Origin of the sequence: Kribbella sp. NBC_00709 (genome assembly GCF_036226565.1) — a bacterium.
Classification (GTDB): domain Bacteria; phylum Actinomycetota; class Actinomycetes; order Propionibacteriales; family Kribbellaceae; genus Kribbella.
Genome location: NZ_CP108996.1, coordinates 1,892,348 through 1,916,155, shown reverse-complemented (window position 1 = coordinate 1,916,155; position 23,808 = coordinate 1,892,348). Strand labels below are relative to the sequence as shown.

Sequence of the window (23,808 nt, the reverse complement as noted above, 5' to 3'; positions counted from 1 at the left end):
TGGTCCGGATGACGGTTGCTGCGAGTCCGGTCCCCTGGGCGCCGTGGCGGCTGTGGCGTTCGCCGTACTTGTGGTTGGCAACCATTCACCTGATCGGCGACGCGGTCGTGGTGCTCACCTCGGGGCTGCTCGTGCTGGCCACCGTCCTGGTCGTGTTGCTGGCTTGGCCCCTCGGGTACGTCGGGATCCCGCTGAGTGTCGGCGCGAACCGGTTCGTGTACCTGGTGGCCGGATGGGAGCGAGCGCGGGCGCGGGTCACTCGCGGGCAGGAGATCCCGCCGTTGATCCCGCCGCCGTCGGCCGGATCGCGGATCGCCGACGCGAGGCTCGCGGTCACCGACCAGGGGATGTGGCGGCAGTTCCTCTACTACCTGCTGCTGTTGCCGCTGGCAATGGTTTGGCTGGTGCTGATCCCGGTCACGTGGTCGCTGCCCCCGGTGCTGATCGCGTTGCCGCTGTACTACGACCAGTTCGCCGCCGGGCAGGCGCAGCTCGGACCGTTCGTGATCGACTCGCCCAAGACCGCTGTGTTCGTCGCGGTGGCCGCGGCCGTGTTCCTGCTGGTCGTGTCGCCGTTGCTGATGCGGCTGGCGTCGACGCTGGACGCAGAGCTTGCGCGGATCCTGCTCGGCCGTTCCGAGACCGGCGCCCTGGCGGAGCGCGTCACGCAGTTGGTGACGAGCCGGCAGCGGGTGGTCGACTCGGTCGAGGCGGAGCGGCAGCGGATGGAGCGCGATCTGCATGACGGTGCGCAGCAGCGGCTCGTGTCGCTGGCGATGACGCTGGGGCGGGCGAAGAACCGGCTGGGGGACAAGGAGCCCGCGGTGCGGTCGCTGATCGAGGAGGCGCACTCGGAGGCGATGCAGGCGATCGCCGAGATCCGCGACCTGACGCGGGGACTGCACCCGCCGGTGCTGAGCGATCGCGGTCTGGATGCGGCGCTGTCGGCGGTCGCGGCCAGGTCGCCGGTGCCGGTCAGGCTGAGCGTCGACGTACAGCCCCGGCCGTCGCTGACGATCGAGTCGATCGCGTACTTCGTGGTGACGGAGGCGCTGACCAACGTGGCGAAACATGCCGAGGCGGCGCACGCGGAGGTGCGGGTGACGCGGGTCGGCGACGTACTGCGGGTCGAGGTGCGCGACGACGGGCAGGGTGGCGCCGACTCGGCCAAGGGGAGTGGTTTGCGCGGGCTGACCGACCGGGTAGCTGGTGTTGATGGACGACTCACTGTGGACAGTCCGCCGGGTGGCGGGACCACGCTGATCGCGGAGGTGCCGTGTGGCTGAGCAAATGCGGGTCGTGATCGCCGAGGACTCGGTGCTGTTGCGCGAGGGCATCGTGCGGCTGCTGGAGGAGCAGGACTGCACGGTGGTCGCAGCGGTCGGGGACGGCGACGCACTGCTCAAGGCGGTCGAGGCGCACCGGCCAGACGTGTGCGTGGTCGACGTACGGATGCCACCGACGTTCACCGACGAGGGACTGCGAGCGGCGCTGGTGATCCGCGAGCAGTACGCGGATGTCGGCGTACTCGTGTTGTCGCAGTACGTCGAGGAGCGGTACGCGAGCGAGCTGATCGGTGGGAACCCGGGTGGCGTCGGGTACCTGCTCAAGGACCGGGTCGCGGATGTGGATCAGTTCATCGACGGACTGCGCCGGGTCGCGGGCGGCGGCGCGGCCCTGGACCCGGAGGTGATCTCGCAGTTGCTGGTGCGGTCGCGGCGGGTGGATCCGCTGGCGAGGCTGAGCCCGCGGGAACAGGACGTTCTCCGCGCGATGGCGGAAGGTAAGTCGAACGGCGGGATCGCGCAGGCGCTGGTCGTGGGCGAAGGCGCCGTCGAGAAGCACATCAGCAACATCTTCCTGAAGCTCGACCTCGCGCCGACCGACGGCGAACATCGCCGGGTGCTCGCTGTCCTCAGGTTCCTGGACACGTGATGACAAGCGCGCAGCGGAAGATGCTGATCATCGGACTGGTGCCGATGCTGGTGCTGGTCGTGGGCGGCGCGGCGCTGACCGTGTCGATGATTCGAGGCAGGCTGCCGTACAGCTACTCCGCCTCGTTCGCGCCCGGGCCGCAGGGGGTGAAGGTCGTCTCGGACGTGTCGTTCGAGTTGCAGGCCAGCGCGGACGGGCAGGTGCACGTGACGGTCGACGGCACGTACGCCGCCGCGCAGCCGGCCGTGAAGGTCTCGACCGTCGGCGGAGTGCTCGATGTGGAGACCAGCTGTCCCGATGTGCAGTGCGAGGTGGACGTGACGGTGGAGGTGCCCGGTACGTCCGCCGTACAGGCCAAGGCCGATGGGACATCCATGTCCGCGGTCGGAGTCGCCTCGCCGCTGACGGTGGAAGCCGACGACGGCTCGGTCACGCTGACCCGGATCCGGAGTACGCGGGTTTCGGTGGATGCGCGGCACGGCTCGGTCGACATCCTCTTCGACAGTGCGCCGGATCAGGTCACCGCCACGGCCAGCAACGGTTCTCTCACGGTGCAGCTTCCAGGCACCACGACGTACGCGATCGATGCCCTCGCGGCCCAGGGCTCCACTCAGGTCGACGTCCCCAACGACCCCAGCTCATCGAACCGCGTCTACCTACGGACCAGCTACGGCAGCATCACCGTCCAGTAGTCAGAGGGCGGCGCAGAAGGTCTTGGCCTTGGTGGTGATGGAGGACCAGTTGGCGGCGGCCACGTCGGCGGGGGAGACCACGTCGGTGCCGGCGCTGACGGCCAGGGCGCCGGCGGCGAGGAAGTCGTGGGCGTTGGTGGCGTTGACGCCGCCGGACGGAATCAGGGGTACGCCGGGGAACGGGCCGTTGAGGTCCTTGAAGTACTTCGGGCCCAGGTGGTGGGCCGGGAAGATCTTCACCGCGGCCGAGCCCAGCGCCAGCGCGGTCATCACCTCGGAGGGCGTGAACGCGCCCAGTACGACGGGGATCTCCGCAGCGCGCGCTGCTTCGGCGATCGCGGCGGCCTCCGGGCCCTGGCCAGGTGTGACGAGGAACTGGGCGCCGGCGTTGATCGCCTGAGTCGCCTGGTCGGCGGTCTGGACAGTGCCGGCTCCGACGACCGCTCCGGTTTCGGCGGCGGTGGAGGCGGCGCGTTCCAGGTGCCGGGGGAGGTCGGGAGTGGTGTAGGTGAGCTCGACGACGTGGATGCCGCCGGCAACCAATGCGGCGCAGAGGTCGCGGGCGTCGGAGATCTCCGGGGCGCGGACGACGGTCAGCACCCGGTCAGCTCGAAGCAGCTCCAAGGTGTTCACGACAAGTTCCTTTCAGCTGGGGTACGGCGAATGGCGCGGCCGGGGCGGGCCGGCGTTCGGTGCGAGTCGTCGATGACGGGAGTGCCGTTGACGAAGACGTACGGGATGCCTTCGGCCTGTCGGCGAGGCTCCGGGAAGGTGGCCGCGTCGCGGATGGTGTCGGGGTCGAAGAGGACCAGGTCGGCGGCGTAGCCCGTGCGGACGAGGCCCCGGTCGGGGAGCCGGAGGCGGCGGGCCGGGCGGCCGGTGAGGTGGTGGATGCAGTCGGCGAGGTCGAGTACGCCGAGCTCGCGGACATAGTGGGCGAGGTAGCGGGGGAACGTGCCCCAGGAGCGCGGGTGCGGTTTGCCGCCGACCAGGATCCCGTCGGAGCCGCCGGTGTGCGACGAGTGCTGCATGATCGCGCGGACGTTCTCCTCGTGGCCGACGTGCTGCAGGATCGACGTGGCGAGGTCGTCGCCGACCAGGAGGTCGAAGAAGATGTCGGCAGCGGGAGTGCCGGAACGCTCGGAAAGCTCGGCGATGGTGCTGCCGACGGCATCGGACAGCAAGGGGTTGCGGACTCCGCCGATCTCGATCGTGTCCCACTCGACGACGCAGCCGTGGCAGCCGTCCGAGCCGACCTGCTCGAGCTCGTAGGTGATCCGCGAGCGCGCGTCCGGATCGCGCAGCCGGGCCACCAGGGCGTCCGGCCCGCCCTCGGCGGTCCAGCTGGGCAGGATCGCGGCCAGAGTGGTTGCCCCCGGCAAATACGGGTAGGTGTCGGTGGTCAGGTCGACCCCGCTCGCGAGCGCCTTGTCGATCATCGCGACCAGATCGGCGCCGCGGCCCACGTTGGGCGCGAAGTTCATCACCGCGTGCGTGAGGTGCAGCGCGCAGCCGGAACGGCGGGCCACCTCGACCATCTCGCCGTACGCCTCGAGGGCACCCTTGCCGTACGAGCGTTGATGCGGCGCGTAGTACCCGCCGTACTGCACGATGACCTCGCAGAGCGCCACGAGCTCGTCGGTGCTCGCGAACATGCCGGGCGTGTACGTCAGCCCGCTGCTCATCCCGACCGCTCCGTCGCGCAATCCGTCGGCGAGGAGCTGCTTCATCCGCGCAAGCTCATCGGCAGTCGCGGGACGGTTGGACGTGCCAACGACCATCATCCGCAGCGTGCCCTGCGGGACCAGGTACGCCGCGTTGCAGGCGATGCCCTGGTCGAGCCGATCGAGGTACCCGGCAACCGTCGACCAGTCGAAGTCGAAGTCGTCCGGCTCACCGTTCCAGCCGGCGATCTGGCGGCGTACGACGGCTCGCGTCGGATCGTCGATCGGCGCGAACGAGAGCCCGTCCTGACCGAGCACCTCCAGCGTGACGCCCTGGCTCACCTTCGCGGTGTGGTCCGGGGTGACCAGGATCTGCAGGTCGGAGTGCGAGTGCATGTCGATGAACCCCGGCGACAGCACCAGTCCGTCGGCGTCGATCGTCCGGTGCGCGGCCGGAAGATCGTTGCCAATGGCCACGATCCGCCCGGCGTCGACCGCAACGTCGGCGTGGTACCCGGGGGACCCGGAGCCGTCGATGACCAGCGCCCCCGTGATCAGCAGTTCGGTCATCTCAGAAGAACGTCCGGACCAGGTCGACGACGACGGGGTCGGCGGCGTCCGGGTCGTCGACGACCGGGATCAGGCCCCACTTGTCGAACGCCGTACAGGGGTGCGACAGGCCGACCCGGAGTTCGTCGCCGATCACCACCGGTACGTCGGTGAAGGTCAGGTATCCGTGCTGGTCGTTCAGATTGGTCACCGTCATCCCGGTCGCCGGCAGGATCGGCGAACCTTCGGACCGCGGCCGGATCAGCTGCGGCTCGGGGAAGTCCTGGTCGAACGGGAAGTCGCGGCGGCCGCCGTCGAAGATCGCCAGGCCGGGCTCGGGCTGGGACGTGATCCGCATCCAGCCGTGCATCGCCGAGACGAGCTGCTCGCCGTCGGTCCGGGGGTTCGCGCCGAGCGGCGAGACCCGGCGGTACAGCCCGTCGTCGTGGGTGATGTACGCGCCGGACCGCAGTACGACCCGGGCGCCGTCGCCGGCCTCCGATGCGAGCACCTTCGCGACCTGCTCGAAGTACTGACTCCCGCCGGCGCTGACCACGGGCACGACGTCCGCGTCGTACAGGTCCTTCAACCGGTGGTGGACCGTGGCCAGGTCCCGCAGGTACGCGCGGACCTCCTCGAGGTTGGCCTCGTCGACGCCGTGCCCGATCGCGCCCTCGTACCCGGCCACGCCGACGAGCCGCAGTGTCGACGCCTTGGCGATCGCGTGGCCGACCGCCAGAGCGGTCTCGGCGTCGCGGGCACCGGTCCGGCCGCCGATGCCGCCGACCTCGACCATGACGTCGAGCGGCCGGGCGTCGGGTCCGACGTGCGCCGACCGCGCTGCCTCCATGATCTCGACGGTGCGGACCGAGTCCGCCCACACCATCACCTCGAACGACGGGTCGGCCGCGAGCTCGTCCGCGATCCAGCGCAGCTGCAACGGGGAGATCACCGCGTTCGCGATCAGCACCCGCTGTACGCCGTACGCGCGGGCGACGCCGAGCTGGAAGCCGTTGGCGAGCGTGATGGCCCAGGCGCCGGCGTCCAGCTGCATCGCCCAGAGCGCGGGCGCCATCGTCGTCTTGCCGTGCGGCGCCAGCTCGACGCCGTGGCGCCTGCACCAGGTGTCGAGGGTGTCGACGTTGTGCCTCAGGCCGGGCGCGGACAGTGTCATCAGCGGGGTGGGTAGCTGCGACAGCCGTGGCCGGTCGGCCAGGATCCCGGCGACGGTCCGGCCCCAGAAGGCGGGCGGCAGGGCCTTGTCCCGCCAGCTCACCTGCTGGTCGGCGAGAGCGGCGACGGCGGCGGCATCGTAAGCAGGCATCTGATCCCCTGGGGTCGAAGTTGCAGAATACGCAACGCTCATTGCGTATTCTGACTCGTCGGTTGTAGCATCGCGGCCAAAGTCGCGTCAACGCACCTATCCCATCACCCCGCCCCCGAGGAGTGCCGATGCCCGAACCGCTCCCTGAGACGGCCGCCGTCTGCATCGGTGAGGCGATGATCATGCTGGCCGGCGGGCCGGGGCCGCTCGCGGACGTCGAGGTGTTCCGGCGGTCGGTGGGCGGCGCGGAGTGCAACGTGGCCGGCGGGCTGGCGGCGCTGGGTGTCCCGACCGCGTGGATCTCGCGACTGGGTGACGACGGATTCGGCCAGCACGTACTGCGGGATCTGCAGCAGCGGGGCGTCGACGTCGGGGGTGTGGAGCAGGATCCGGTCCGGCCAACAGCCCTCTACGTGAAGGAGTCGGAGGACGGCCGGTCGCGGATGCACTACTACCGGACCGGTTCCGCCGCCGCTGCTATGGACCCTGCGTTTCTGGACCGGCCTGCGGTGCGCGAACGACTCGGGCAAGCGCGGCTGGTGCACACCACCGGCATCACTGCGGCGATCTCGGAGACCAGTGCGCAGATGCTGGAGTGGCTGGCGACCGAGCCGCGGTCGTTCCTGCTGAGTGTGGATCTGAACTGGCGACCAGCGCTGTGGCGGGACAAGGATCCGGCGTCGCTGTGGCGGTTGCTGAAGGCTGCCGACATCGTGCTGATCGGTGCGGACGAGGCGCAGGTCTTTGCGGGGACGAGCGATCCGGACGAGCTCTACGAGCGCATCGGGGCGCCGACTCTGGTGGTGAAGGATGACGCGCACACCGCGATGGTGCTCGAGCAGGACGGCCGCACCGAGGTTCCAGCCCTGTCTGTCGATGTCGTCGAGACAGTCGGGGCGGGGGATGCGTTTGCGGCAGGCTTCCTCACTGGCACGCTGCAAGAGCTTCCGATGGCGCAGCGGCTGCGGCTGGGGCATCTGACTGCAGCCGCCGTACTGACAGCGCCCGAGGATCACGCGCCGCCGCCGGCGCCGGAGGTGCGTGAGCGGTTGCTGAGCTGCACCGACGAGGAGTGGGCAGCGACGAAGATCGGTCCGGCATGAGTCAGAGCCTCGGTCGGGCCTTGCAGATCCTCACCAGCCTCGGTGAGGGCGAGCGGTCGCTGGACCAACTCGCCACTGAGCTAGGGGTGCACAAGACGACCGTGCTGCGGCTGCTGCGCACCATGGAGGCAGACCGGTTCGTACGGCGGGACGCCGCGCACCGCTACCGGCTGGGGTCGCGACTGTTCGCCCTGGCGGACGTCGCCCGCGAGCAACACGTCGTACGCGAAGTCGCTGCACCGCATCTGCGTGAGCTGAACCAGAAGACCGGCCAGACCGTCCACCTGGCCGCGTGGGAGAACGATGAGGTCATCTACGTCGACAAGCTCGACAGCGTGCGGTCGGTGCGGATGTACTCGCAGATCGGTGTACCGGCCGCGCTGCACTGCACTGCCGTCGGGAAGATCCTGCTCGCTGCGCAGCCGAAGCGGCGGCGGGAGGCTCTGATCGAGTCGCTGGACTACCACGTGTACACGCCGAACACGATCACTGACCCGGACCGGCTGCGGGACGAGCTGGACACGGCGAAAGAGCGTGGCTGGGCGCAGGACAAGGCGGAGCACGAGGCGTTCATCAACTGCATCGGTGCGCCGCTGACGGACAGCGCAGGCCGCGTTGTCGGGGCCGTGTCGCTGTCGGTTCCCGACGTACTGCTGAACTATGAGCAGGTGCTCGAGCTGCTACCCGAGCTGCTCGCCACCGCCAACGCGATCAGTGCCGACTACAACTGAGAGGTGTCAGACCTGATGTCCGACAAGACCGTCGTCTCCACCACCGACGCGCCGCCGCCGATGCCCGTGTTCTCGCAGGGCGTCCGCAAGGGCAACATCCTGCAGGTGTCCGGCCAGGGCTCGGTCGACCCGGCCAGCGGTGACTTCGTCTTCCACGGTGACGTGAAGGCGCAGACCACCCGCGTCCTCCAGAACATCGAGGCGATCCTGAAGGCCGGCGGGGGGAGTGTCGACGACGTGGTGATGCTGCGCGTCTACCTCACCGAGCGCGAGAACTTCGCCGCGATGAACGAGGCGTACGCCGAGTTCGTCTCGACCCGCACCCCGAGCGGCGTCCTGCCGTCGCGCACCACCGTGTTCACCGGCCTGCCGCTGCCGGACATGCTGGTCGAGATCGACGCACTGGCAGTCCTGAGCTAATCGTCGACCGGCACTCGGACCAGCGGCTCGTCGTTGACGGCCCGCTGGTCCGGCCCGCGGTCCCACCACAGCTCCTGCCGGGTGGTGAGGTAGGGGTACCAGCCGTTGACCCCGGTGCCGTGGTGCAGCGAGTCCACCACGTCTGAGAGGTACGCCGCTAGGTCCGGCCAGCTGTCTGTGAAGTCCCCGGTGCCGTCGTGCGAGGCCATGCCGAGCCGGCCGCTGCGGACGTCGACGACCTGGAGATCGCCTTCGCTGTCGGCCCAGGGGATCCAGGCCGGATGCCAGTTCGGCTCCTCGGACGGTGGCTGGACGGTGAAGCCGTCGAAGTCCGCGGCCAGTTCCATCCGGAGCTGCCAGTTCTCGGCGATCTGAGCCGCACTCGACGGCTGCGCCTCAGGCAGCAGGTTCGCCCACGTCGTGATGCCGTCGTGGCAGCGGAGCGACTCGATCAGCTCGGGTGGTAACTCGACCACCGTCGCAGTGGTCCGCAGGTCCGCGTCGGTGACCGGCGGCGCGAGTACGGCGTACGTCGTCGGCGCGTGCTGGGCCAGCCAGCTGTCGAGCGCGCTCCAGGAGGCGGTGATGCTCACCGGCTGGACACAACCTCGACGACTATCCCGTATGGCGGGATAAAGTTCCGCCATGCAGGAAGACGCCCAGCGTGGTTCGGTGCAGTCGATCGACCGGGCTGTAGCGATCCTCCGCTGCTTCGACGCCCGTACTCCGGACCTCGGGATCAGTGACCTGGCCCGGGCGACCGGCCTGTCCACGAGCACCGTGCATCGGCTGTTGCTGGCCATGCAGGAGAACGGGCTCGTCCGGCAGACGGCCCACCGGCGGTACGCGATCGGTCCGCTGGTCGTGCAGCTCGCGCACAGCGGTGGGATTCCGGCCGGCCTGCGGGACGCTGCCATGCCGGTGCTTCGTGCGCTCCGCGATGACACAGGGGAGACCGCGGCGGTGCACGAGCTGTTGCCGTCCGGGCAGCGCGTCGTACTGGATCAGGTCGAGAGCCACCACCAGTTGCGCCGTACCTACACGGAATTCGGTCTGCCGGTTGCGCTACCGCTCGGTGCGCCAGGGAAGTCGTTGCTCGCGTTCCTGCCGTTCGAGCGGCAGCAGGAGGTTCTGAAGGGCCCGTTGGAGCAGGTGCAGCCGGCGACCATCACCGATCCGGACGTGCTGGCCGAGCAGTTCGCGGACATCCGCCGGCGCGGGTACGCGATGTCGAGGACCGAGCGGACCGCCGGGATCTGCAGTGTGGCTGCGCCGGTGTTCGGCTACTCCGGGCAGGTCGCGGGTTGTCTGAGTGTGTCCGGCCCCGAGATGCGGATGCCGGTGGATCGGATGGAGGAGTTCGGGATGAGGATCGTCGCGGGTGCCTGGTCGGTGTCGGAGTTGCTGGGCGCCACCCCGGCCGCACGGGACCGCAGTACGGCGCTGGCCGGCGGCCGGTGATGTCCCAGGCCCGCAGTCTGTGGAAGATCGCACCCGCGGTTTATCTGCCCGCCCTGCTGTACGGAATCGGTCAGGGAGCCATCGCGCCGGTCGTAGCGCTGTCGGCCACTCATCTGGGCGCCTCGGTAGCTGTGGCCGGTCTGGTCGTAGCGGCGGCCGGACTGGGCCAGGTGATTGGTGACCTCCCAGCGGGTGCGCTGACGAACCGCATCGGTGAACGCAGGGCGATGCTGGGCGCCACAGTCCTGGTGGCGCTCGCGCTGGCCGCATGTCTCGTCGTACCGACGGTGTGGGGTCTGGCTATCGCCATCGGGTGCACCGGATTGGCCGGTGCGGTCTGGGGCCTTGCCAGGCAGGCGTATCTGAGTGAGGCCGTGCCGATCGAGCTCCGGGCGCGCGCACTGTCGACGCTGGGTGGAGTGCAGCGCATCGGCTCCTTCATCGGCCCGTTCCTCGGCGCCGGCGTGATGAAGTTCCTCGGTACGGACGGCGCCTACTGGGTGCACCTGGTGGCCGCACTGCTCGCCTGCGCAGTCCTGGTGAGCCTGCCGGACGTCGCGCACACCCGCGGGACCAGGCCGGTCGCCGCACAATCAACCTGGGTCGTGATCCGCGACCACTTCCCCGTACTGCGCACTCTCGGGGTGGGCGCGCTACTAGTAGGTGCGGTCCGGGCGTCACGCCAGGTGGTGATCCCCCTGTGGGCATTGCACATCGGACTGGATGCCCAGACGACCAGCATCATCTTCGGACTGTCCGGTGCGGTGGACATGCTGCTGTTCTATCCGGCCGGCTCGGTGATGGACCGGCTCGGCCGCAAGTGGGTCGCCGTACCGTCGATGTTCGTGCTGGGGCTGGCGCATCTGCTGCTGCCGTTGACGCACACCACAGTGACGCTGACCGCGGTCGCGATGCTGATGGGCATCGGGAACGGGCTGGGCGCCGGCGTGATCATGACCCTGGGCGCAGATGCGTCGCCACCCGTCGGGAGGGCCCAGTTCCTGGGCGCCTTCCGGCTCTTCGCGGATACCGGGAACGGCGCCGGGCCGTTGCTGCTGGCGGGGGCGACGGCACTCCTCGGGCTGGGGCCGGCGATCGTCATCATGGCAGGAACGGGGTGGGCGGCCGCCACGGCGATGCACCGCTGGATCCCACCGCATCCGCGGACGGAACAACCGGCCTGATCCCACCGATTTGGCTAAATACCTGTACACCAGGCACACTGGACTCTGCCGAAGACCGCTGGTTGCTGCCTCAGGGCAGCTGAAGGTCCCATTCAGGTGGGCGGCCCGCGTAGGTGACTTGGATAGTGAAGCAGGTATGTTCACGCCCCTTGCGCCTGCGCAAGGGGCGTTTCTCTTTGTTCAGGGGTCCTAGGCGTGGAAGCCGATAGAAGGAGACCCCCATGGCGAGGCCGGACAAGGCAGCCGCTGTCGCGGAGCTGACGGACGAGTTCCGTAGCTCCAACGGCGCCGTGCTGACCGAGTACCGCGGTCTCACCGTTGCGCAGCTCAAGCAACTGCGGACTGCGCTCGGTGACGACGTGAACTACGCCGTGGTGAAGAACACGCTGACCAAGATCGCGGCCAAGGACGCAGGTGTCGACTCGTTCGACTCCCTGCTCGAAGGCCCCTCCGCGATCGCCTTCATCAAGGGCGATCCGGTGGTTGCGGCCAAGGGACTGCGTGACTTCGCCAAGGCGAATCCCCTGCTCGTCATCAAGGGTGGAGTGCTGGAAGGCAAGGCACTCGGCTCTGACGAGATCAGCAAGCTCGCTGACCTGGAGTCGCGTGAGGTCCTCCTCGCGAAGCTCGCAGGTGCGATGAAGGCGGCCCCGCAGCAAGCGGTGTCGCTGTTCGCTGCTCCGCTGTCGCAGGCCGCGCGCCTGTTCGCGGCGCTGCAGGACAAGCTGCCGGCCGAGGCCGCCCCTGTGCAGGACGCAGTGGCGGACGAGGCGGCGGCCGTGCAGGACACGGTCGAGGCACCTGCCGAGGCGAGCACCGAGGAGACCGCTTCAGCCGAGAGCTGAGGCAGATCTCAACCGCAATACCCCATCAGTGATCACCAAGCAACATTTGTCAGGAAGGACCGCCATCATGGCGAAGCTCAGCACCGAAGAGCTCCTCGGCCAGTTCAAGGAACTGACCCTGCTGGAGCTGTCGGAGTTCGTTAAGGCGTTCGAGGAGGAGTTCGGCGTCACCGCCGCCGCCCCGGTCGCCGTTGCCGCCCCGGGTCAGCCGGCCGGCGGTGCGCCGGCCGAAGAGGCCGCCGAGCAGGACGAGTTCGACGTCGTTCTCGAGAGCGCCGGCGACAAGAAGATCCAGGTCATCAAGGAGGTGCGCGGTCTCACCAGCCTTGGGCTGAAGGAGGCCAAGGACCTCGTCGAGGCGGCCCCGAAGGCCGTCCTGGAGAAGGTCGACAAGGCTGCCGCGGAGAAGGCCAAGGAGGCCCTCGAGGGCGCCGGGGCCACCGTCACGCTGAAGTGACCTCGCTTACGTTCCGTCAAGGAGCGTAACGAATGTGTAGAGAAGGGCGGTCCCTGCAAGGGGGCCGCCCTTCTGCCATTACGTGATGGTTAGTATCGCAACCGCTTGACTTCCAGGGGTTACGCAAAACCGTACTCGTGCGTAACCTAGGCCACTGCTCCGTCGTTGGAACCGCGTACTCGTCGGTTCGGGGCAGCCAGAACATTCCCGTGAGGAGGGCCGGTGGGCGTAGAAGTCCGCGTCGAAGGTCTCACCAAGTCCTTCGGCAGCCAGCTGATCTGGGGCGACGTGTCCCTGACGCTGCCGGCCGGTGAGATCTGCGTGATGCTCGGCCCGTCCGGCACCGGCAAGTCCGTGTTCCTGAAGACGCTGATCGGGCTGCTGAAGCCCGACAAGGGACACGTGTGGATCGAAGGCACCGACATCGCCACCTGCAGCGAGCGCGAGCTGTACGACATCCGGCGGCTGTTCGGGGTGCTGTTCCAGGACGGCGCCATGTTCGGCTCGATGAACCTGTACGACAACGTCGCCTTCCCGCTGCGTGAGCACACCAAGAAGTCCGAGTCCGACATCCGCTCCATCGTGATGGAGAAGATGGAGATGGTCGGCCTGGTCGGCGCCGAGCGGAAGCTGCCCGGCGAGATCTCCGGCGGGATGCGCAAGCGGGCCGGCCTGGCCCGGGCGCTGGTCCTCGACCCCGAGATCCTGCTCGTCGACGAGCCCGACTCCGGTCTGGACCCGGTCCGTACGTCGTTCCTGAACCAGGTCATGATCGATCTGAACGAGGCGTTCAGCCCGACCTTCCTGATCGTCACCCACGACGTGAACACGGCGCGGACGGTCCCGGACAACATCGGCATGCTGTACCACCGGCACCTGGCCATGTTCGGTCCGCGCGAGATGCTGCTGTCCAGCGAGGAGCCGGTGGTCCGGCAGTTCCTGAACGCGCAGATGGTCGGCCCGATCGGCATGTCCGAGGAGAAGGACGCCGAGGAGCTGGCCGCGGAGGCCGGCCAGGAGCTGCCGCCGCTGCCGCCGATCCCGATCCAGCAGCTGCCCAGCAGCGGCATGCTCCGGCCGACGCAGCGGGAGCCAGGCGCGTGGTGCCGGGACAACGGGGTGACCCCGCCACCCGGCTCGTTCGAATCCGCAACAGTGGGGGCTCGGTGACTGTTTCTGCAACCGCCCCGCTGAAGCACGCAGGTTCGCTGTTCGCTTTCGCTCTCGACACCGGCCGGGCCACGTTCCGCCGGCCGTTCCAGCTGAAGGAGTTCCTCCAGCAGGCCTGGTTCGTCGCGAGCGTGACGATCATCCCGACCGCGCTCGTCGCCATCCCGTTCGGCGCGGTGATCGCGCTGCAGGTCGGCGGCCTGATCAAGCAGTTCGGTGCGCAGGCATTCACCGGCTCCGCCGCGGTGCTGGCCGTCGTCCGGGAGGCGTCGCCGATCGCGACCGCGCTGCTGATCGCCGGGGCTGGTGGCTCGGCGATCTGCGCGGACCTCGGCTCGCGGAAGATCCGCGAAGAGCTCGACGCGATGATGGTGCTCGGCATCGACCCGATCCAGCGTCTGGTCGTACCGCGGGTGCTGGCGACGATGCTCGTCGCGTTCTTCCTGAACGGGTTCGTCAGCGTGGTCGGTGTGATGGGCGGCTACGTCTTCAACGTCGTCCTGCAGGACGGCACGCCCGGCAGCTACATCGCGAGCTTCACGGCGCTCGCGCACCTTCCTGACCTGTGGCAGGGCCAGGCGAAGGCGCTGGTGTTCGGGTTCATCGCGGCGGTGGTCGCGTCGTACAAGGGTGTGAACGCGGGCGGCGGCCCGAAGGGTGTCGGCGACGCGGTGAACCAGTCCGTCGTCATTACGTTCATGCTGCTGTTCGTCGCGAACTTCTCGATGACCGCGATCTACTTCCAGCTCGTCCCGCCGAAGGGGGCCTGACGTGTCGGCCCTGATGGACAACCTGGTCAAGAAGCCGCTGAACTCGCTCGACCACCTCGGCGAGCAGCTCGCCTTCTACATCAAGGCGCTGGCCTGGTCCGGCAAGTCCGTGACCCGGTACAAGCGGGAGATCTTCCGGCTGCTGGCCGAGGTGACGCTCGGCACCGGCGCGCTCGCGGTGATCGGCGGCACGGTCGGCGTGATCACGTTCCTGGCGTTCTTCACCGGCACCGAGGTCGGCCTGCAGGGCTACTCGGCGCTGAACCAGATCGGTACGTCGGCGTTCGCGGGCTTCGTGTCGGCGTACATCAACACCCGTGAGATCGGCCCCCTGATCGCCGGCATCGCACTGGCCGCGACGGTCGGCTGTGGTTTCACCGCGCAGCTCGGCGCGATGCGGATCAGCGAGGAGATCGACGCCCTCGAGGTGATGGCGATCCCGTCGCTGCCGTTCCTGGTGACGACGCGGATCATCGCGGGACTCGTCGCCGTCATCCCGCTGTACGTCGTCGGACTGCTGTCGTCGTACTTCGCGACCCGGCTCACTGTGACCACGTTCTACGGGCAGAGCACGGGTACGTACGACCACTACTTCCATCTGTTCTTGCCACCCGGAGACGTGCTCTGGTCGTTCGGCAAGGTGCTGGTGTTCTCGGTGCTGGTCATCCTGGTGCACTGCTACCACGGCTACCACGCGACCGGTGGCCCGGCCGGTGTGGGCGTCGCCGTCGGTCGCGCCGTACGGACGTCCATCGTCGTCATCAACGTCGTCGACCTGCTCCTGTCGATGGCCATCTGGGGTACGACGACCACCGTGAGGCTGGCCGGATGACTCTATTGATTGCACGCCTCCGGCGCGCTGGGTCACGGGGCTTTGCCTCCCGTCCTTCCCTCGTCGCTCCGGTCGCTCCGGTCGCTCCGGTCGCTCCGCTCCCTCCGCTCCCTCCGCTCCTCAGTCCAGGACGGGAGGCCCCGTGACCAGACTGATCTCGCACAAGGTCCTGGGCGTCGCGTTCATCGGCGTGCTGTGCTTCCTGCTCTGGTTGACCTACGCGTTCTACGCGAAGGTCTTCACCAAGACCGTGGACGTGGAGCTGAAGACGAGCCACATCGGCCTGCAGCTGAACGAGCACGCGGACGTGAAGCTGCGCGGCATCATCGTCGGCGAGGTCCGCGGGGTCTCCACCGACGGCGACGAGGCGACCGTCCGCTTGTCGCTGAAGCCCGATCAGGTCGACGAGATCTCCAGCGCGGTCAGTGCCCGGATCCTGCCGAAGACACTGTTCGGTGAGAAGTACGTCGCCCTGGTGCCGCCGAAGGGCCCCGAAGGCAGCCACATCAAGGCCGGCGACGTGATCAGCCGGGACAAGACCGCGGTCGGCATCGAGATCGAGAAGGTGCTGAACGACGCCCTGCCGCTGCTGCAGGCCGTCGACCCGGCCGACCTGAACGCCACGCTGAACACGCTGGCCACCGCGCTCGAAGGCCGCGGCACCGAGATCGCCGGCACGCTGACCCAGCTCGACGGCTACCTGAAGAAGCTGAACCCGAGCATCCCGAAGCTGATGGACGCCCTGGTCAAGCTCACCCAGGTCTCCGATCTGTACGGCGACGTGACGCCCGACCTGGTCCGGGCCCTGCGAAACCTGACCATCACCGGCAACACCGTGGTGGAGAAGGAGCAGCAGCTGCAGCAGTTCTTCGGCAACGTGCAGAACCTGTCGACGACCGGCAACGCGTTCCTGAAGGAGAACGAGGACCGCGTGATCCGGCTCGGCCAGGTCAGCCGCCCGGTGCTCGACCTGCTCGAGGAGTACTCGCCCGAGGTGCCGTGCTTCCTCCAGGTGATGGCGGACACCGCCCCGATCCTGAACGACACGTTCCGCGACGGGCGGCTGAACATCAACCTCGAGTTGATCACCAACCAGCCCACGCCGTACGAGCCGAACGAGCTCCCGGCCTACAAGGACCACCGCGGCCCGACCTGTGTCGGCAAGGACTACAGCGTCCCGGGGGAGAAGCCCGGGCCGTACAACCAGGAGAACCCGGCGCCGTACGTGACCGGTGACGACGGCGTGATCGGCGACCACGGCAAGAACCAGCGCTTCCCCCTCAACGTCCAGCTGAACCGGGCGATGCCCGGGTTCGCGATGGACACCCAGGGCGTCGGTACGCCGGCGGAGCAGAAGGTGATCGACTCGGTCGTCGGCCCCGAGATGGGTCTCGCCCCGAGCGACGTACCGGACCTGACCACACTGATGGTCGGCCCCCTGCTCCGCGGAGGCCAGGTGAACCTGAAGTGAGTTTCTTCGACAAGAAGACGACGTTCGACACCGTCCGGCTCGGGATCTTCGTGGTGGTCACCACGATCGCGACCGCGCTGCTCGCGGTCACGATCGGCAACATCACCTTCAACTCCACGACGAAGTACAAAGCCGTGTTCACCGACGCGGTCGGGCTGAACCAGGGTGACGACATCCGGATCGCCGGTGTGAAGGTCGGCCAGGTCGACAAGATCCAGCTGTACCAGAACACCTTGGCGCTGGTGACGTTCAGCGTCGATTCCGACCAGGTCGTCGACACCTCGACACACGCCACGCTGCGGTACCGCAACCTGGTCGGCAACCGGTACATCGCGCTGACCGACGGCGTCGGCGGTGGCCAGCGGCTGAAGAAGAACGGGATCATCCCCAAGGAGCACACGACCCCCGCGCTCGACCTGTCGGTGCTGTTCAACGGTTTCAAGCCGCTGTTCACCGCGCTGACGCCGGCGGACGTGAACCAGTTCGCGTTCGAGGTGATCAAGGTGCTGCAGGGCGAGGGCGGCACGATCGAGTCGCTGCTGGCCAAGACCGCGTCGCTGACCACCACGCTGGCCGACGCGGACCAGGTCATCGGCGACCTGATCACGAACCTGACGTCGACCCTGCAGATCGTCTCCCAGCGGCAGCAGAACTTCTCCCAGCTGCTGGTCAACCTGCAGCAGTTCATCACCGGACTGAGCCAGGACGTCACCCCGATCCTGAACTCGCTCGGCTCGATCAACTCGCTGAACACCAAGACCGCCGGCCTGCTGCAGCAGACCCGGGTGCCGATCAAGGCCGACCTGGACAAGCTGCGGATCACCGCCTCCACGCTGGACGACACCCAGGCGATCTGGGTCAAGACCCTGCAGTTCATGCCGCAGAAGCTGAACACGATGACCCGCACCGCGTCGTACGGCTCCTGGTTCAACTTCTACCTGTGCAACTTCGACGGCAACGTCACGCTGCCGACGGGGACCCGCGTTCCGGTCGCCTACGACCTCAACTCGGCGAGGTGCACAAAGTGACCCCCCTCGACTGTTCGGCACGCATCTCCGGCGCCCAGGCGGGCACCTCGCTGCGTTGTCGTCGGCGCACGATGAAACCCGCATCGAGCACCTCCTCCGCCTTGCGATGCACCCACCTGGACACCGGAGCTACGCACCAACAGCCGAGGGGGGTCACTCCGTGAGGCCGTTCCGCGAGCAGAACCAGGTGACGATCGGCGTGATCGGGCTGACCGTGATCGGGCTGATCATGCTGGCCGCGTTCAAGGCGCAGGACCTGCCGCTGATCGGCGGCGGGACGAAGTACTCCGCGCAGTTCTCCGAGGCCGGCGGCCTGAAGGCGAACGACGAGATCCGGGTGGCCGGCGTCCGGGTCGGCAAGGTCCGCAAGGTCGAGCTCGAAGGCACCCACGTCCGGGTCGACTTCGTGGTCGACAAGGGCGTCAAGCTCGGCGACCAGACCGGCGCCGAGATGAAGATCAAGACCCTGCTCGGGCAGAAGTACCTGAAGCTCGACCCGGCCGGCCAGGGCGAGCTCAAGCCCGGCTCCGAGATCCCGCTGGCCCGGACCATCTCGGCGTACGACGTCGTGGACGCCTTCACCGATCTGGCCAACACGACCGACCGGATCAACACCGCCCAGCTGGCCAAGGCCCTGGACACGTTGTCGGCGACGTTCAAGAACACCCCGGAAGAGGTGCAGGCCTCGCTGACCGGACTGTCCCGGCTGTCGCGCAACGTCGCCAAGCGGGACGAGCAGCTCAAACTGTTGCTCCAGCACTCGAACGTGGTCACCAAGGTCCTTGCCGACCGCAACCAGCAGCTGATCAAGCTGATGAAGGACGGCAACACCGTGTTCCAGGCCGTCCAGGCCCGGCGGGCGCTGATCCACCAGCTGCTGGTGTCGACGCAGCAGCTGTCCGCGCAGATCACCGCGCTGGTCCGGGAGAACCGCAAGGACCTCGCCCCGACCCTGCAGAAGGTCAACGCGGTCCTCGCCGTCCTGCTGCAGAACCAAACCTCCCTGGACGCGAGCATCAAGGGCCTCGCGCCGTTCGTCCGGGTCTTCACGAACACACTCGGCACCGGGCCGTGGTTCGACACCTACCTGCAGAACCTGGCGCCGGTCCCGGAGATCCCGCTGCCCAAGGTTCCGATTCCCGGCCTGCCGGCGATCCTGGGAGGTGGCGGCTGATGAAGGTCAACGCCCTGTCCCGGCTGATCGCGATCGGCGTGGTCGTGGTGATCCTCGCGGTCAGCGTCGTGACGCTGTGGCCGAAGCCCGCCCGGGTGACGGCGACGGCGTACTTCCCGCGCGCCGTCTCGGTGTACCCAGGATCCGACGTCCGGATCCTCGGCATCAAGGTCGGCGAGGTGGAGAGCATCACTCCGGCCGGCCGGACCGTCCGGGTGAAGTTCTGGTGGGACGCCAAGCACAAGGTGCCGGCGACCGCGAAGGCAGTGATCGCCTCGCCGTCGATCGTCGCCGACCGGTACATCCAGCTCACCCCGGTGTACTCCAAGGGCGATGTGATGGCCGACGGCGCCCAGATCCCGATCGAGCGGACCGCCGTACCGCTGGAGCTGGACCAGATCTACCAGAGCCTCAACGACCTGTCCGTGGCGCTCGGGCCGAAGGGCGCGAACGACCAGGGCGCGCTGGCGCGGCTGCTCGACGTCTCGGCGAAGAACCTGAACGGCCAGGGCGCCAAGCTCAACCAGACGATCACCGACGTCTCGAAGCTGACCAGCACGCTGTCCGGCAACTCGTCGGCGTTGTTCAACACGATCCGGCAGTTGCAGACGTTCGTGTCCGCGCTGGCCGCGAACGACCAGCTGGTCCGCCAGTTCAACTCGAACTTCGCCTCGGTCTCGACCACCCTGGCCGGCGAACGGAAGGACCTGGGCGCCGCGCTGTCGCTGCTCGCGACCGCTCTCGGCGAGGTCGCGACGTTCGTCAAGGACAACCGGGGGCTGGTGAAGACCACGGTCAGCAGCGCCACCCAGCTGTCGCAGATCCTGGTCAAGGAGAAGGCTGCGATCGCCGAGGTGCTCGACACCGCGCCGCTCGGTCTCGGCAACCTGGCCCGGATCTACAACCCGCAGTTCGGCACGCTGGACCAGCGCATCAACCCCGGGCAGCTCGACGATCCGGCGACGTTCATCTGCTCGCTGCTGCTGCAGGCGAACCAGTCGATGTCGACCTGCTCGGCCCTGAAGCCGGTCCTCGACGCCCTGGCCAAGCTGCCGCTGATCACCCAGCTGACCGGCGCCAACGCGCCCGTCAGCGGTGGACCGGCCGGTACGCCGTGGGCGCCCGCGCCGAAGGCCCCGTTGAACAGCCCCGATCCGGTGGATCCGACGCTCGGGGGGTTGGTCAAGTGAGACGCCGTACGTCGATCGTCGCCGGAGTGCTCGCGCTCGCGACCCTGCTGACCGGCTGCGATTTCAGCGTGTACTCGTTGCCGTTGCCCGGTGGCGCGAAGATCAAGGGGCCGTCGTACACGGTCACTGTCGAGTTCGCCGACGTGCTGGACCTGGTGCCGAAGTCGACGGTGAAGGTGGACGACGTCACCGTCGGCACGGTCGAGAAGGTCTGGCTGGACGGGTACGTCGCGAAGGTGCGGATCAAGCTGCCGAAGAGCCTCGACCTGCCGGACAACACGCACGCCACCATCCGGCAGACCAGCCTGCTCGGCGAGAAGTTCGTGTCGCTGTCGCGGCCGACCGGCTCCGAGCAGCCGCGCGGCAAGCTGGAGAACGGCGAGCTGATCCCGTTGTCGAGGACGACCAGCAACGTCGAGGTGGAGGAAGTCCTGTCTGCGCTCTCGCTGCTGCTGAACGGCGGCGGCGTGGCCCAGCTGCAGATCATCACCCAGGAGCTGAACAAGGCGCTGACCGGCAACGAGCCCGCCATCCGGGACGTGCTGACCCAGCTGAACACCTTCGTCGGCACCCTCGACCAGAACAAGGAGCGCATCGTCACCGCGATCACCGCGGTCGACGCGCTGGCCAAGAAGCTGAACGCGCAGAAGGTGACGCTGGCGACCGCGATCGACTCGCTGCCGAAGTCGATCGCGACCCTGGACAAGCAGCGGGCCGCGTTGGTCAAGACGCTGCAGGCGCTGGCCACGCTGGGCAACACCGCGACCCGGGTGATCACATCGGCGCAGAAGGACCTGGTGGCCAACCTGCAGTCGCTGTACCCGATCCTGACCAAGCTGGCCGAGGCGGGGGCGAACCTGCCGAAGTCGCTGGAGCTGCTGTTCACCTACCCGTTCCCCGACCAGGCCGCGAACGCTGCGAAGGGTGACTTCACCAACCTCGGAATCACGGTCGACGTGAACACGCAGAAGGCGCTGAAGGGCCTGCTCGGACTCAACCTGCCGACGGTCGGCCCGACCGCGCTGCCGACCGGCCGGATCAGCCTCCCGGTGCATCTGCCGACCAGTCCGGGCAAGAGCGGCGGCGTGCTGCCGACGCTCCCGGTTCCGACCGGTACGGCGACGACCTGCATCACGGTGCTCGGACTGCCGGTCTGCACGCCGCAGCTGAAGCGGTCCGGGTTCGATCCCGACCTTGCCCGCGCGCTGATGCCGGGGGCGGTCAAGTGATCACCAGAGCGGTCCGGATCCAGTTGATGGTGTTCCTGCTGATCACCGTCGTCGGCGTCGCGTTCGTCGGCGCGAAGTACGCCCAGGTCGACAAGCTGATCGTCGACACCGACTACACCGTCAGCGCCAGCTTCGCCGAGTCCGGCGGCATCTTCTCCGGGGCCGAGGTGACGTACCGCGGCCAGCCGGTCGGGCGGGTCGGTCAGCTCAAGCTGCTGTCCGACGGCGTCGACGTGAACCTCGTGATCGAGAAGAAGTTCAAGATCCCGAACGACCTGCTCGCCGTGGTCGCGAACCGGTCCGCGATCGGTGAGCAGTACGTCGACCTGCAGCCGCGCCGCGAGGGAGCGCCGTACCTGCAGAACAACTCGAAGATCGCCCGCCAGGACACCGCGATCCCGATCGACACCACCGAGCTGCTGCTGAACCTCGACCAGCTGGTGAACTCGGTCGACAAGAACAGCCTGAAGGTCACCGTCCGCGAGCTCGGCGCGGCCCTGAAGGGCAAGGGCACCGACCTGCAGAAGATCATCGACAGCTCCGGCCAGCTGATCGACACCGCGGACGCGAACGTGCTGCAGACGATCAAACTGATCAACGACGGCGACACCGTGCTCGCCACCCAGGTGGCCAGCGGCGACGCCATCAAGACCTGGGCGAAGAACCTCGCGCTGCTGTCCGACACCCTGGTCAGCTCGGACGCGAACCTGCGCAAGGTGATCGACCAGGGCTCGCTCGCGTCCACCCAGATCACCGGCCTGATCCAGGACAACCGCGCGGACATCGCGGTGCTGCTGGGTAACCTGCTGACGGTGAGCGAACTGACCGCGGTCCGGCTGGATGCCGTCGAGCAGCTGTTCGTGGTGTACCCGGCGGTGGCGATGGGCGGGTACGTCGTACCGGCCAAGGACCCCGGCACCGGGCACTACGACGCGCACTTCGGGCTGGTCGTGGGCCTGACCCCGCCGGCCTGCCGGCCCGGGTACGGCGGCACCGACAAGCGGGTCCCACAGGCCACCTCGAACACCCCGGCCAACACCAAGGCCGGCTGTACGGCGAGCCCGTCGACCGGGATCAACGTCCGCGGCTCGCAGAACAAGCCGAGCCCGTCGTCACGCGACCTGAACCGGACCGGCTACGGCGTCGGGTACGACCCGGTGACCGGTGCGGCCGGCGGGTCCGGCGGCATGCCGGCGCTGACGCTCGGCTCGACCGGCGGTCAGGAGGAGCTGCTCGGCAGCGACTCCTGGAAGGCCTTGATCCTGGGACCGGTGACGAGCAAGTGATCGCACGGAACGGCCGGATGATTCTGGCCTGGGCACTCAGCCTGCTGCTCCTGGTGGCGCTGGCCGGGCTGACGCTGTCGGTGGTCGGCCTGAGCAAGCAGCGGGCCGCCGACTCGCAGCGGAACGGCGCGATGAAGGCTGCGCGGCAGTTGGCGCTGGACTTCACGACGTACGACTACCAGACCTGGGACGCGGACTCGAAGCGGGTGCTGGACGACTCGACCGGGCAGTTCAAGCAGGAGTTCCAGTCCGGGATCGACGCGGTGAAGACCGACGTGGTGGCCAACAAGGCCACCTCGAAGGGGGACGTGAAGGAGGCCGCGGTGGTCTCGAACGACAAGGACTCGGCCCAGGTGCTGGTGATCGTGAACGCGGTGGTGACGAACACGGCGTCGACCGACGGGGTCGAGCGCCGGTACCGGATCAAGCTGGACCTGGTCCGGGAGAAGAGCCACTGGCTGACCGCCGATCTGCAGGTGGTGGGCTGATGGCAGACCGTCGCAACCGCCCCCGCATCGCCGGCCAGCGCCGGACCTCCTCCGGTACGTCGACCACGGTCGAAGAGACGCCGGTCGTCGAGGAGGAGGTGTCCGAGGACCTTCAGGACGATGTGACACCAGCCACACCCGAGGTCCCGGAGCCTCGATCTGAGGCCCCCGTAACTACCGAGCGTGACCATCGGCTGAGCAATGTCCTGACGATCGTCCTCGGTGTGGTCGTGGTCCTCACGCTCACCGTCACGGCCGTGCTCGGCGTGAAGGCGTGGCACGGGAAGCAGGCCGAGGACGCCCGCGACCAGGCCGCCGCCGCGGGCCGGAAAGCGGCCGAGACCGCGCTCAGCTATGACTACCGTGACCTGGACAAAAGCTTCGCCGCCGCCCGCGCGACGATGACCCCGGACTTCGCCGCGAAGTTCGACGCGACCGCCAAGGTGGCCGGCGAACTGGCCACCAAGACCAAGGCCACGGTGAAGGCCGACGTCCGCGAGGTCGGGGTCCGCGACGGTGACGCCGACCGGGTCACGCTGATCATCTTCGTCAACCAGACGACGACGAGCACGATCACCAAGGGTAGTCCCCGGGTGGATCTGAACCGGACCCGGTTCACAATGGTCCGAAACGGCGATCGATGGCTGGTCCAAGAGATCGCCGGACTGTAATCTCTAGGTGACTCCGCACCAAGAGGACGCCGGATGTCTCGTGGGTGATCTACCCACTGGAGACCCCGGGTCGGTCCTTGACGGAGAGGGTGGTCCAACGGCAAACTATTGGACCCCATTGGACAGGCTTGCCT

At 68.1% G+C, this 23,808-nt stretch carries 25 protein-coding genes; 21 read left to right on the top strand and 4 right to left on the bottom strand.

What is annotated here, in order from left to right; genetic code table 11:
- Positions 1-8: 8 nt before the first annotated feature.
- The 3 genes from OHA18_RS09380 to OHA18_RS09370 are packed head-to-tail and all read left to right on the top strand — an operon-like array spanning position 9 to position 2,627.
- Positions 9-1,286, top strand: coding sequence for a sensor histidine kinase (locus OHA18_RS09380; RefSeq protein ID WP_329003497.1), 1,278 nt, complete (start codon positions 9-11; stop codon positions 1,284-1,286).
- A gap of 4 nt (positions 1,287-1,290) precedes the next feature.
- Complete coding sequence (locus tag OHA18_RS09375; protein ID WP_329006076.1) at positions 1,291-1,935, top strand: response regulator transcription factor; 645 nt, start codon at positions 1,291-1,293, stop codon at positions 1,933-1,935.
- Positions 1,935-2,627: a DUF4097 family beta strand repeat-containing protein gene (locus OHA18_RS09370; RefSeq protein WP_329003496.1), complete on the top strand. Its 693-nt coding sequence runs from the start codon at positions 1,935-1,937 to the stop codon at positions 2,625-2,627. The genes OHA18_RS09375 and OHA18_RS09370 overlap by 1 nt, the downstream gene beginning before the upstream one ends.
- Here OHA18_RS09370 and OHA18_RS09365 read toward each other — a convergent pair whose 3' ends face one another.
- The 3 genes from OHA18_RS09365 to OHA18_RS09355 are packed head-to-tail and all read right to left on the bottom strand — an operon-like array spanning position 2,628 to position 6,164.
- The gene (locus tag OHA18_RS09365; RefSeq protein ID WP_329003495.1) at positions 2,628-3,260 is read right to left on the bottom strand and encodes a bifunctional 4-hydroxy-2-oxoglutarate aldolase/2-dehydro-3-deoxy-phosphogluconate aldolase; all 633 of its coding nucleotides are present in this window, start codon (positions 3,258-3,260) and stop codon (positions 2,628-2,630) included.
- Entirely contained in the window at positions 3,257-4,861 is a 1,605-nt protein-coding gene (locus OHA18_RS09360) for an N-acyl-D-amino-acid deacylase family protein (RefSeq protein ID WP_329003494.1), read from the bottom strand. The genes OHA18_RS09365 and OHA18_RS09360 overlap by 4 nt, the downstream gene beginning before the upstream one ends.
- A gap of 1 nt (position 4,862) precedes the next feature.
- Positions 4,863-6,164, bottom strand: a complete 1,302-nt coding sequence (locus OHA18_RS09355; RefSeq protein ID WP_329003493.1) for an amino acid deaminase — start codon at positions 6,162-6,164, stop codon at positions 4,863-4,865.
- Positions 6,165-6,292: 128 nt separating this feature from the next.
- Between OHA18_RS09355 and OHA18_RS09350 the strand changes: the two genes are divergently transcribed.
- Genes OHA18_RS09350 through OHA18_RS09340 form a run of 3 tightly spaced genes read left to right on the top strand, consistent with a single transcriptional unit; the run spans position 6,293 to position 8,418 of the window.
- Positions 6,293-7,267, top strand: a complete 975-nt coding sequence (locus OHA18_RS09350) for a sugar kinase (protein WP_329003491.1) — start codon at positions 6,293-6,295, stop codon at positions 7,265-7,267.
- On the top strand, positions 7,264-7,998 hold the full coding sequence (locus OHA18_RS09345) for an IclR family transcriptional regulator (RefSeq protein ID WP_329003490.1): 735 nt from the start codon (positions 7,264-7,266) through the stop codon (positions 7,996-7,998). The genes OHA18_RS09350 and OHA18_RS09345 overlap by 4 nt, the downstream gene beginning before the upstream one ends.
- 15 nt (positions 7,999-8,013) lie before the next feature.
- Positions 8,014-8,418, top strand: coding sequence for a RidA family protein (locus OHA18_RS09340; protein ID WP_329003489.1), 405 nt, complete (start codon positions 8,014-8,016; stop codon positions 8,416-8,418).
- Here OHA18_RS09340 and OHA18_RS09335 read toward each other — a convergent pair.
- Positions 8,415-9,011 (bottom strand): hypothetical protein, encoded by a 597-nt coding sequence (locus OHA18_RS09335; protein WP_329003488.1) that lies wholly within the window; start codon positions 9,009-9,011, stop codon positions 8,415-8,417. The two genes, OHA18_RS09340 and OHA18_RS09335, sit on opposite strands and share 4 nt — an antisense overlap.
- Before the next feature lie 52 nt (positions 9,012-9,063).
- On the opposite strand from OHA18_RS09335, the gene OHA18_RS09330 reads away from it, so the two are divergent.
- From OHA18_RS09330 to OHA18_RS09260, 15 genes are all read left to right on the top strand, one after another.
- Entirely contained in the window at positions 9,064-9,879 is an 816-nt protein-coding gene (locus tag OHA18_RS09330; protein WP_329003487.1) for an IclR family transcriptional regulator, read from the top strand.
- Positions 9,879-11,063 (top strand): MFS transporter, encoded by a 1,185-nt coding sequence (locus OHA18_RS09325; RefSeq protein ID WP_329003486.1) that lies wholly within the window; start codon positions 9,879-9,881, stop codon positions 11,061-11,063. Before OHA18_RS09330 ends, OHA18_RS09325 begins: the two co-directional genes overlap by 1 nt.
- A 221-nt stretch (positions 11,064-11,284) precedes the next feature.
- Complete coding sequence (gene rplJ / locus OHA18_RS09320; RefSeq protein ID WP_329003485.1) at positions 11,285-11,908, top strand: 50S ribosomal protein L10; 624 nt, start codon at positions 11,285-11,287, stop codon at positions 11,906-11,908.
- A gap of 67 nt (positions 11,909-11,975) precedes the next feature.
- Positions 11,976-12,365, top strand: coding sequence for a 50S ribosomal protein L7/L12 (gene rplL, locus OHA18_RS09315; protein ID WP_329003484.1), 390 nt, complete (start codon positions 11,976-11,978; stop codon positions 12,363-12,365).
- Between the two features lie 222 nt (positions 12,366-12,587).
- A complete protein-coding gene (locus OHA18_RS09310) occupies positions 12,588-13,535 on the top strand; it encodes an ABC transporter ATP-binding protein (RefSeq protein ID WP_329003483.1) in 948 nt (315 codons plus the stop codon).
- Positions 13,532-14,305, top strand: coding sequence for an MlaE family ABC transporter permease (locus tag OHA18_RS09305; protein ID WP_329003482.1), 774 nt, complete (start codon positions 13,532-13,534; stop codon positions 14,303-14,305). Before OHA18_RS09310 ends, OHA18_RS09305 begins: the two co-directional genes overlap by 4 nt.
- A gap of 13 nt (positions 14,306-14,318) precedes the next feature.
- Entirely contained in the window at positions 14,319-15,137 is an 819-nt protein-coding gene (locus OHA18_RS09300; protein ID WP_329006075.1) for an MlaE family ABC transporter permease, read from the top strand.
- Positions 15,138-15,279: 142 nt separating this feature from the next.
- Complete coding sequence (locus tag OHA18_RS09295) at positions 15,280-16,608, top strand: MCE family protein (RefSeq protein WP_329003481.1); 1,329 nt, start codon at positions 15,280-15,282, stop codon at positions 16,606-16,608.
- Positions 16,605-17,636 (top strand): MCE family protein, encoded by a 1,032-nt coding sequence (locus tag OHA18_RS09290; RefSeq protein WP_329003480.1) that lies wholly within the window; start codon positions 16,605-16,607, stop codon positions 17,634-17,636. The genes OHA18_RS09295 and OHA18_RS09290 overlap by 4 nt, the downstream gene beginning before the upstream one ends.
- A gap of 160 nt (positions 17,637-17,796) precedes the next feature.
- Entirely contained in the window at positions 17,797-18,810 is a 1,014-nt protein-coding gene (locus OHA18_RS09285; RefSeq protein ID WP_329003479.1) for an MCE family protein, read from the top strand.
- Entirely contained in the window at positions 18,810-20,000 is a 1,191-nt protein-coding gene (locus tag OHA18_RS09280) for an MCE family protein (RefSeq protein ID WP_329003478.1), read from the top strand. The genes OHA18_RS09285 and OHA18_RS09280 overlap by 1 nt, the downstream gene beginning before the upstream one ends.
- Positions 19,997-21,229 (top strand): MCE family protein, encoded by a 1,233-nt coding sequence (locus tag OHA18_RS09275; RefSeq protein ID WP_329003477.1) that lies wholly within the window; start codon positions 19,997-19,999, stop codon positions 21,227-21,229. The genes OHA18_RS09280 and OHA18_RS09275 overlap by 4 nt, the downstream gene beginning before the upstream one ends.
- A complete protein-coding gene (locus OHA18_RS09270) occupies positions 21,226-22,515 on the top strand; it encodes an MlaD family protein (protein ID WP_329003476.1) in 1,290 nt (429 codons plus the stop codon). The genes OHA18_RS09275 and OHA18_RS09270 overlap by 4 nt, the downstream gene beginning before the upstream one ends.
- Positions 22,512-23,003: a hypothetical protein gene (locus OHA18_RS09265; RefSeq protein ID WP_329003475.1), complete on the top strand. Its 492-nt coding sequence runs from the start codon at positions 22,512-22,514 to the stop codon at positions 23,001-23,003. Before OHA18_RS09270 ends, OHA18_RS09265 begins: the two co-directional genes overlap by 4 nt.
- Positions 23,003-23,674 (top strand): hypothetical protein, encoded by a 672-nt coding sequence (locus OHA18_RS09260; RefSeq protein ID WP_329003474.1) that lies wholly within the window; start codon positions 23,003-23,005, stop codon positions 23,672-23,674. Before OHA18_RS09265 ends, OHA18_RS09260 begins: the two co-directional genes overlap by 1 nt.
- The last annotated feature ends 134 nt before the right edge of the window (positions 23,675-23,808 follow it).

What these genes read in the sequence shown, in the direction of transcription:
- OHA18_RS09380 (WP_329003497.1), top strand. Translation starts at nt 9, where the DNA reads ATGACGGTTGCTGCGAGTCCGGTCCCCTGGGCGCCGTGGCGGCTGTGG.
- OHA18_RS09375 (WP_329006076.1), top strand. Translation starts at nt 1,291, where the DNA reads ATGCGGGTCGTGATCGCCGAGGACTCGGTGCTGTTGCGCGAGGGCATC.
- OHA18_RS09370 (WP_329003496.1), top strand. Translation starts at nt 1,935, where the DNA reads ATGACAAGCGCGCAGCGGAAGATGCTGATCATCGGACTGGTGCCGATG.
- OHA18_RS09360 (WP_329003494.1), bottom strand. Translation starts at nt 4,861, where the DNA reads ATGACCGAACTGCTGATCACGGGGGCGCTGGTCATCGACGGCTCCGGG.
- OHA18_RS09355 (WP_329003493.1), bottom strand. Translation starts at nt 6,164, where the DNA reads ATGCCTGCTTACGATGCCGCCGCCGTCGCCGCTCTCGCCGACCAGCAG.
- OHA18_RS09350 (WP_329003491.1), top strand. Translation starts at nt 6,293, where the DNA reads ATGCCCGAACCGCTCCCTGAGACGGCCGCCGTCTGCATCGGTGAGGCG.
- OHA18_RS09345 (WP_329003490.1), top strand. Translation starts at nt 7,264, where the DNA reads ATGAGTCAGAGCCTCGGTCGGGCCTTGCAGATCCTCACCAGCCTCGGT.
- OHA18_RS09340 (WP_329003489.1), top strand. Translation starts at nt 8,014, where the DNA reads ATGTCCGACAAGACCGTCGTCTCCACCACCGACGCGCCGCCGCCGATG.
- OHA18_RS09330 (WP_329003487.1), top strand. Translation starts at nt 9,064, where the DNA reads ATGCAGGAAGACGCCCAGCGTGGTTCGGTGCAGTCGATCGACCGGGCT.
- OHA18_RS09325 (WP_329003486.1), top strand. Translation starts at nt 9,879, where the DNA reads ATGTCCCAGGCCCGCAGTCTGTGGAAGATCGCACCCGCGGTTTATCTG.
- rplJ (WP_329003485.1), top strand. Translation starts at nt 11,285, where the DNA reads ATGGCGAGGCCGGACAAGGCAGCCGCTGTCGCGGAGCTGACGGACGAG.
- rplL (WP_329003484.1), top strand. Translation starts at nt 11,976, where the DNA reads ATGGCGAAGCTCAGCACCGAAGAGCTCCTCGGCCAGTTCAAGGAACTG.
- OHA18_RS09300 (WP_329006075.1), top strand. Translation starts at nt 14,319, where the DNA reads ATGGACAACCTGGTCAAGAAGCCGCTGAACTCGCTCGACCACCTCGGC.
- OHA18_RS09280 (WP_329003478.1), top strand. Translation starts at nt 18,810, where the DNA reads ATGAAGGTCAACGCCCTGTCCCGGCTGATCGCGATCGGCGTGGTCGTG.
- OHA18_RS09260 (WP_329003474.1), top strand. Translation starts at nt 23,003, where the DNA reads ATGGCAGACCGTCGCAACCGCCCCCGCATCGCCGGCCAGCGCCGGACC.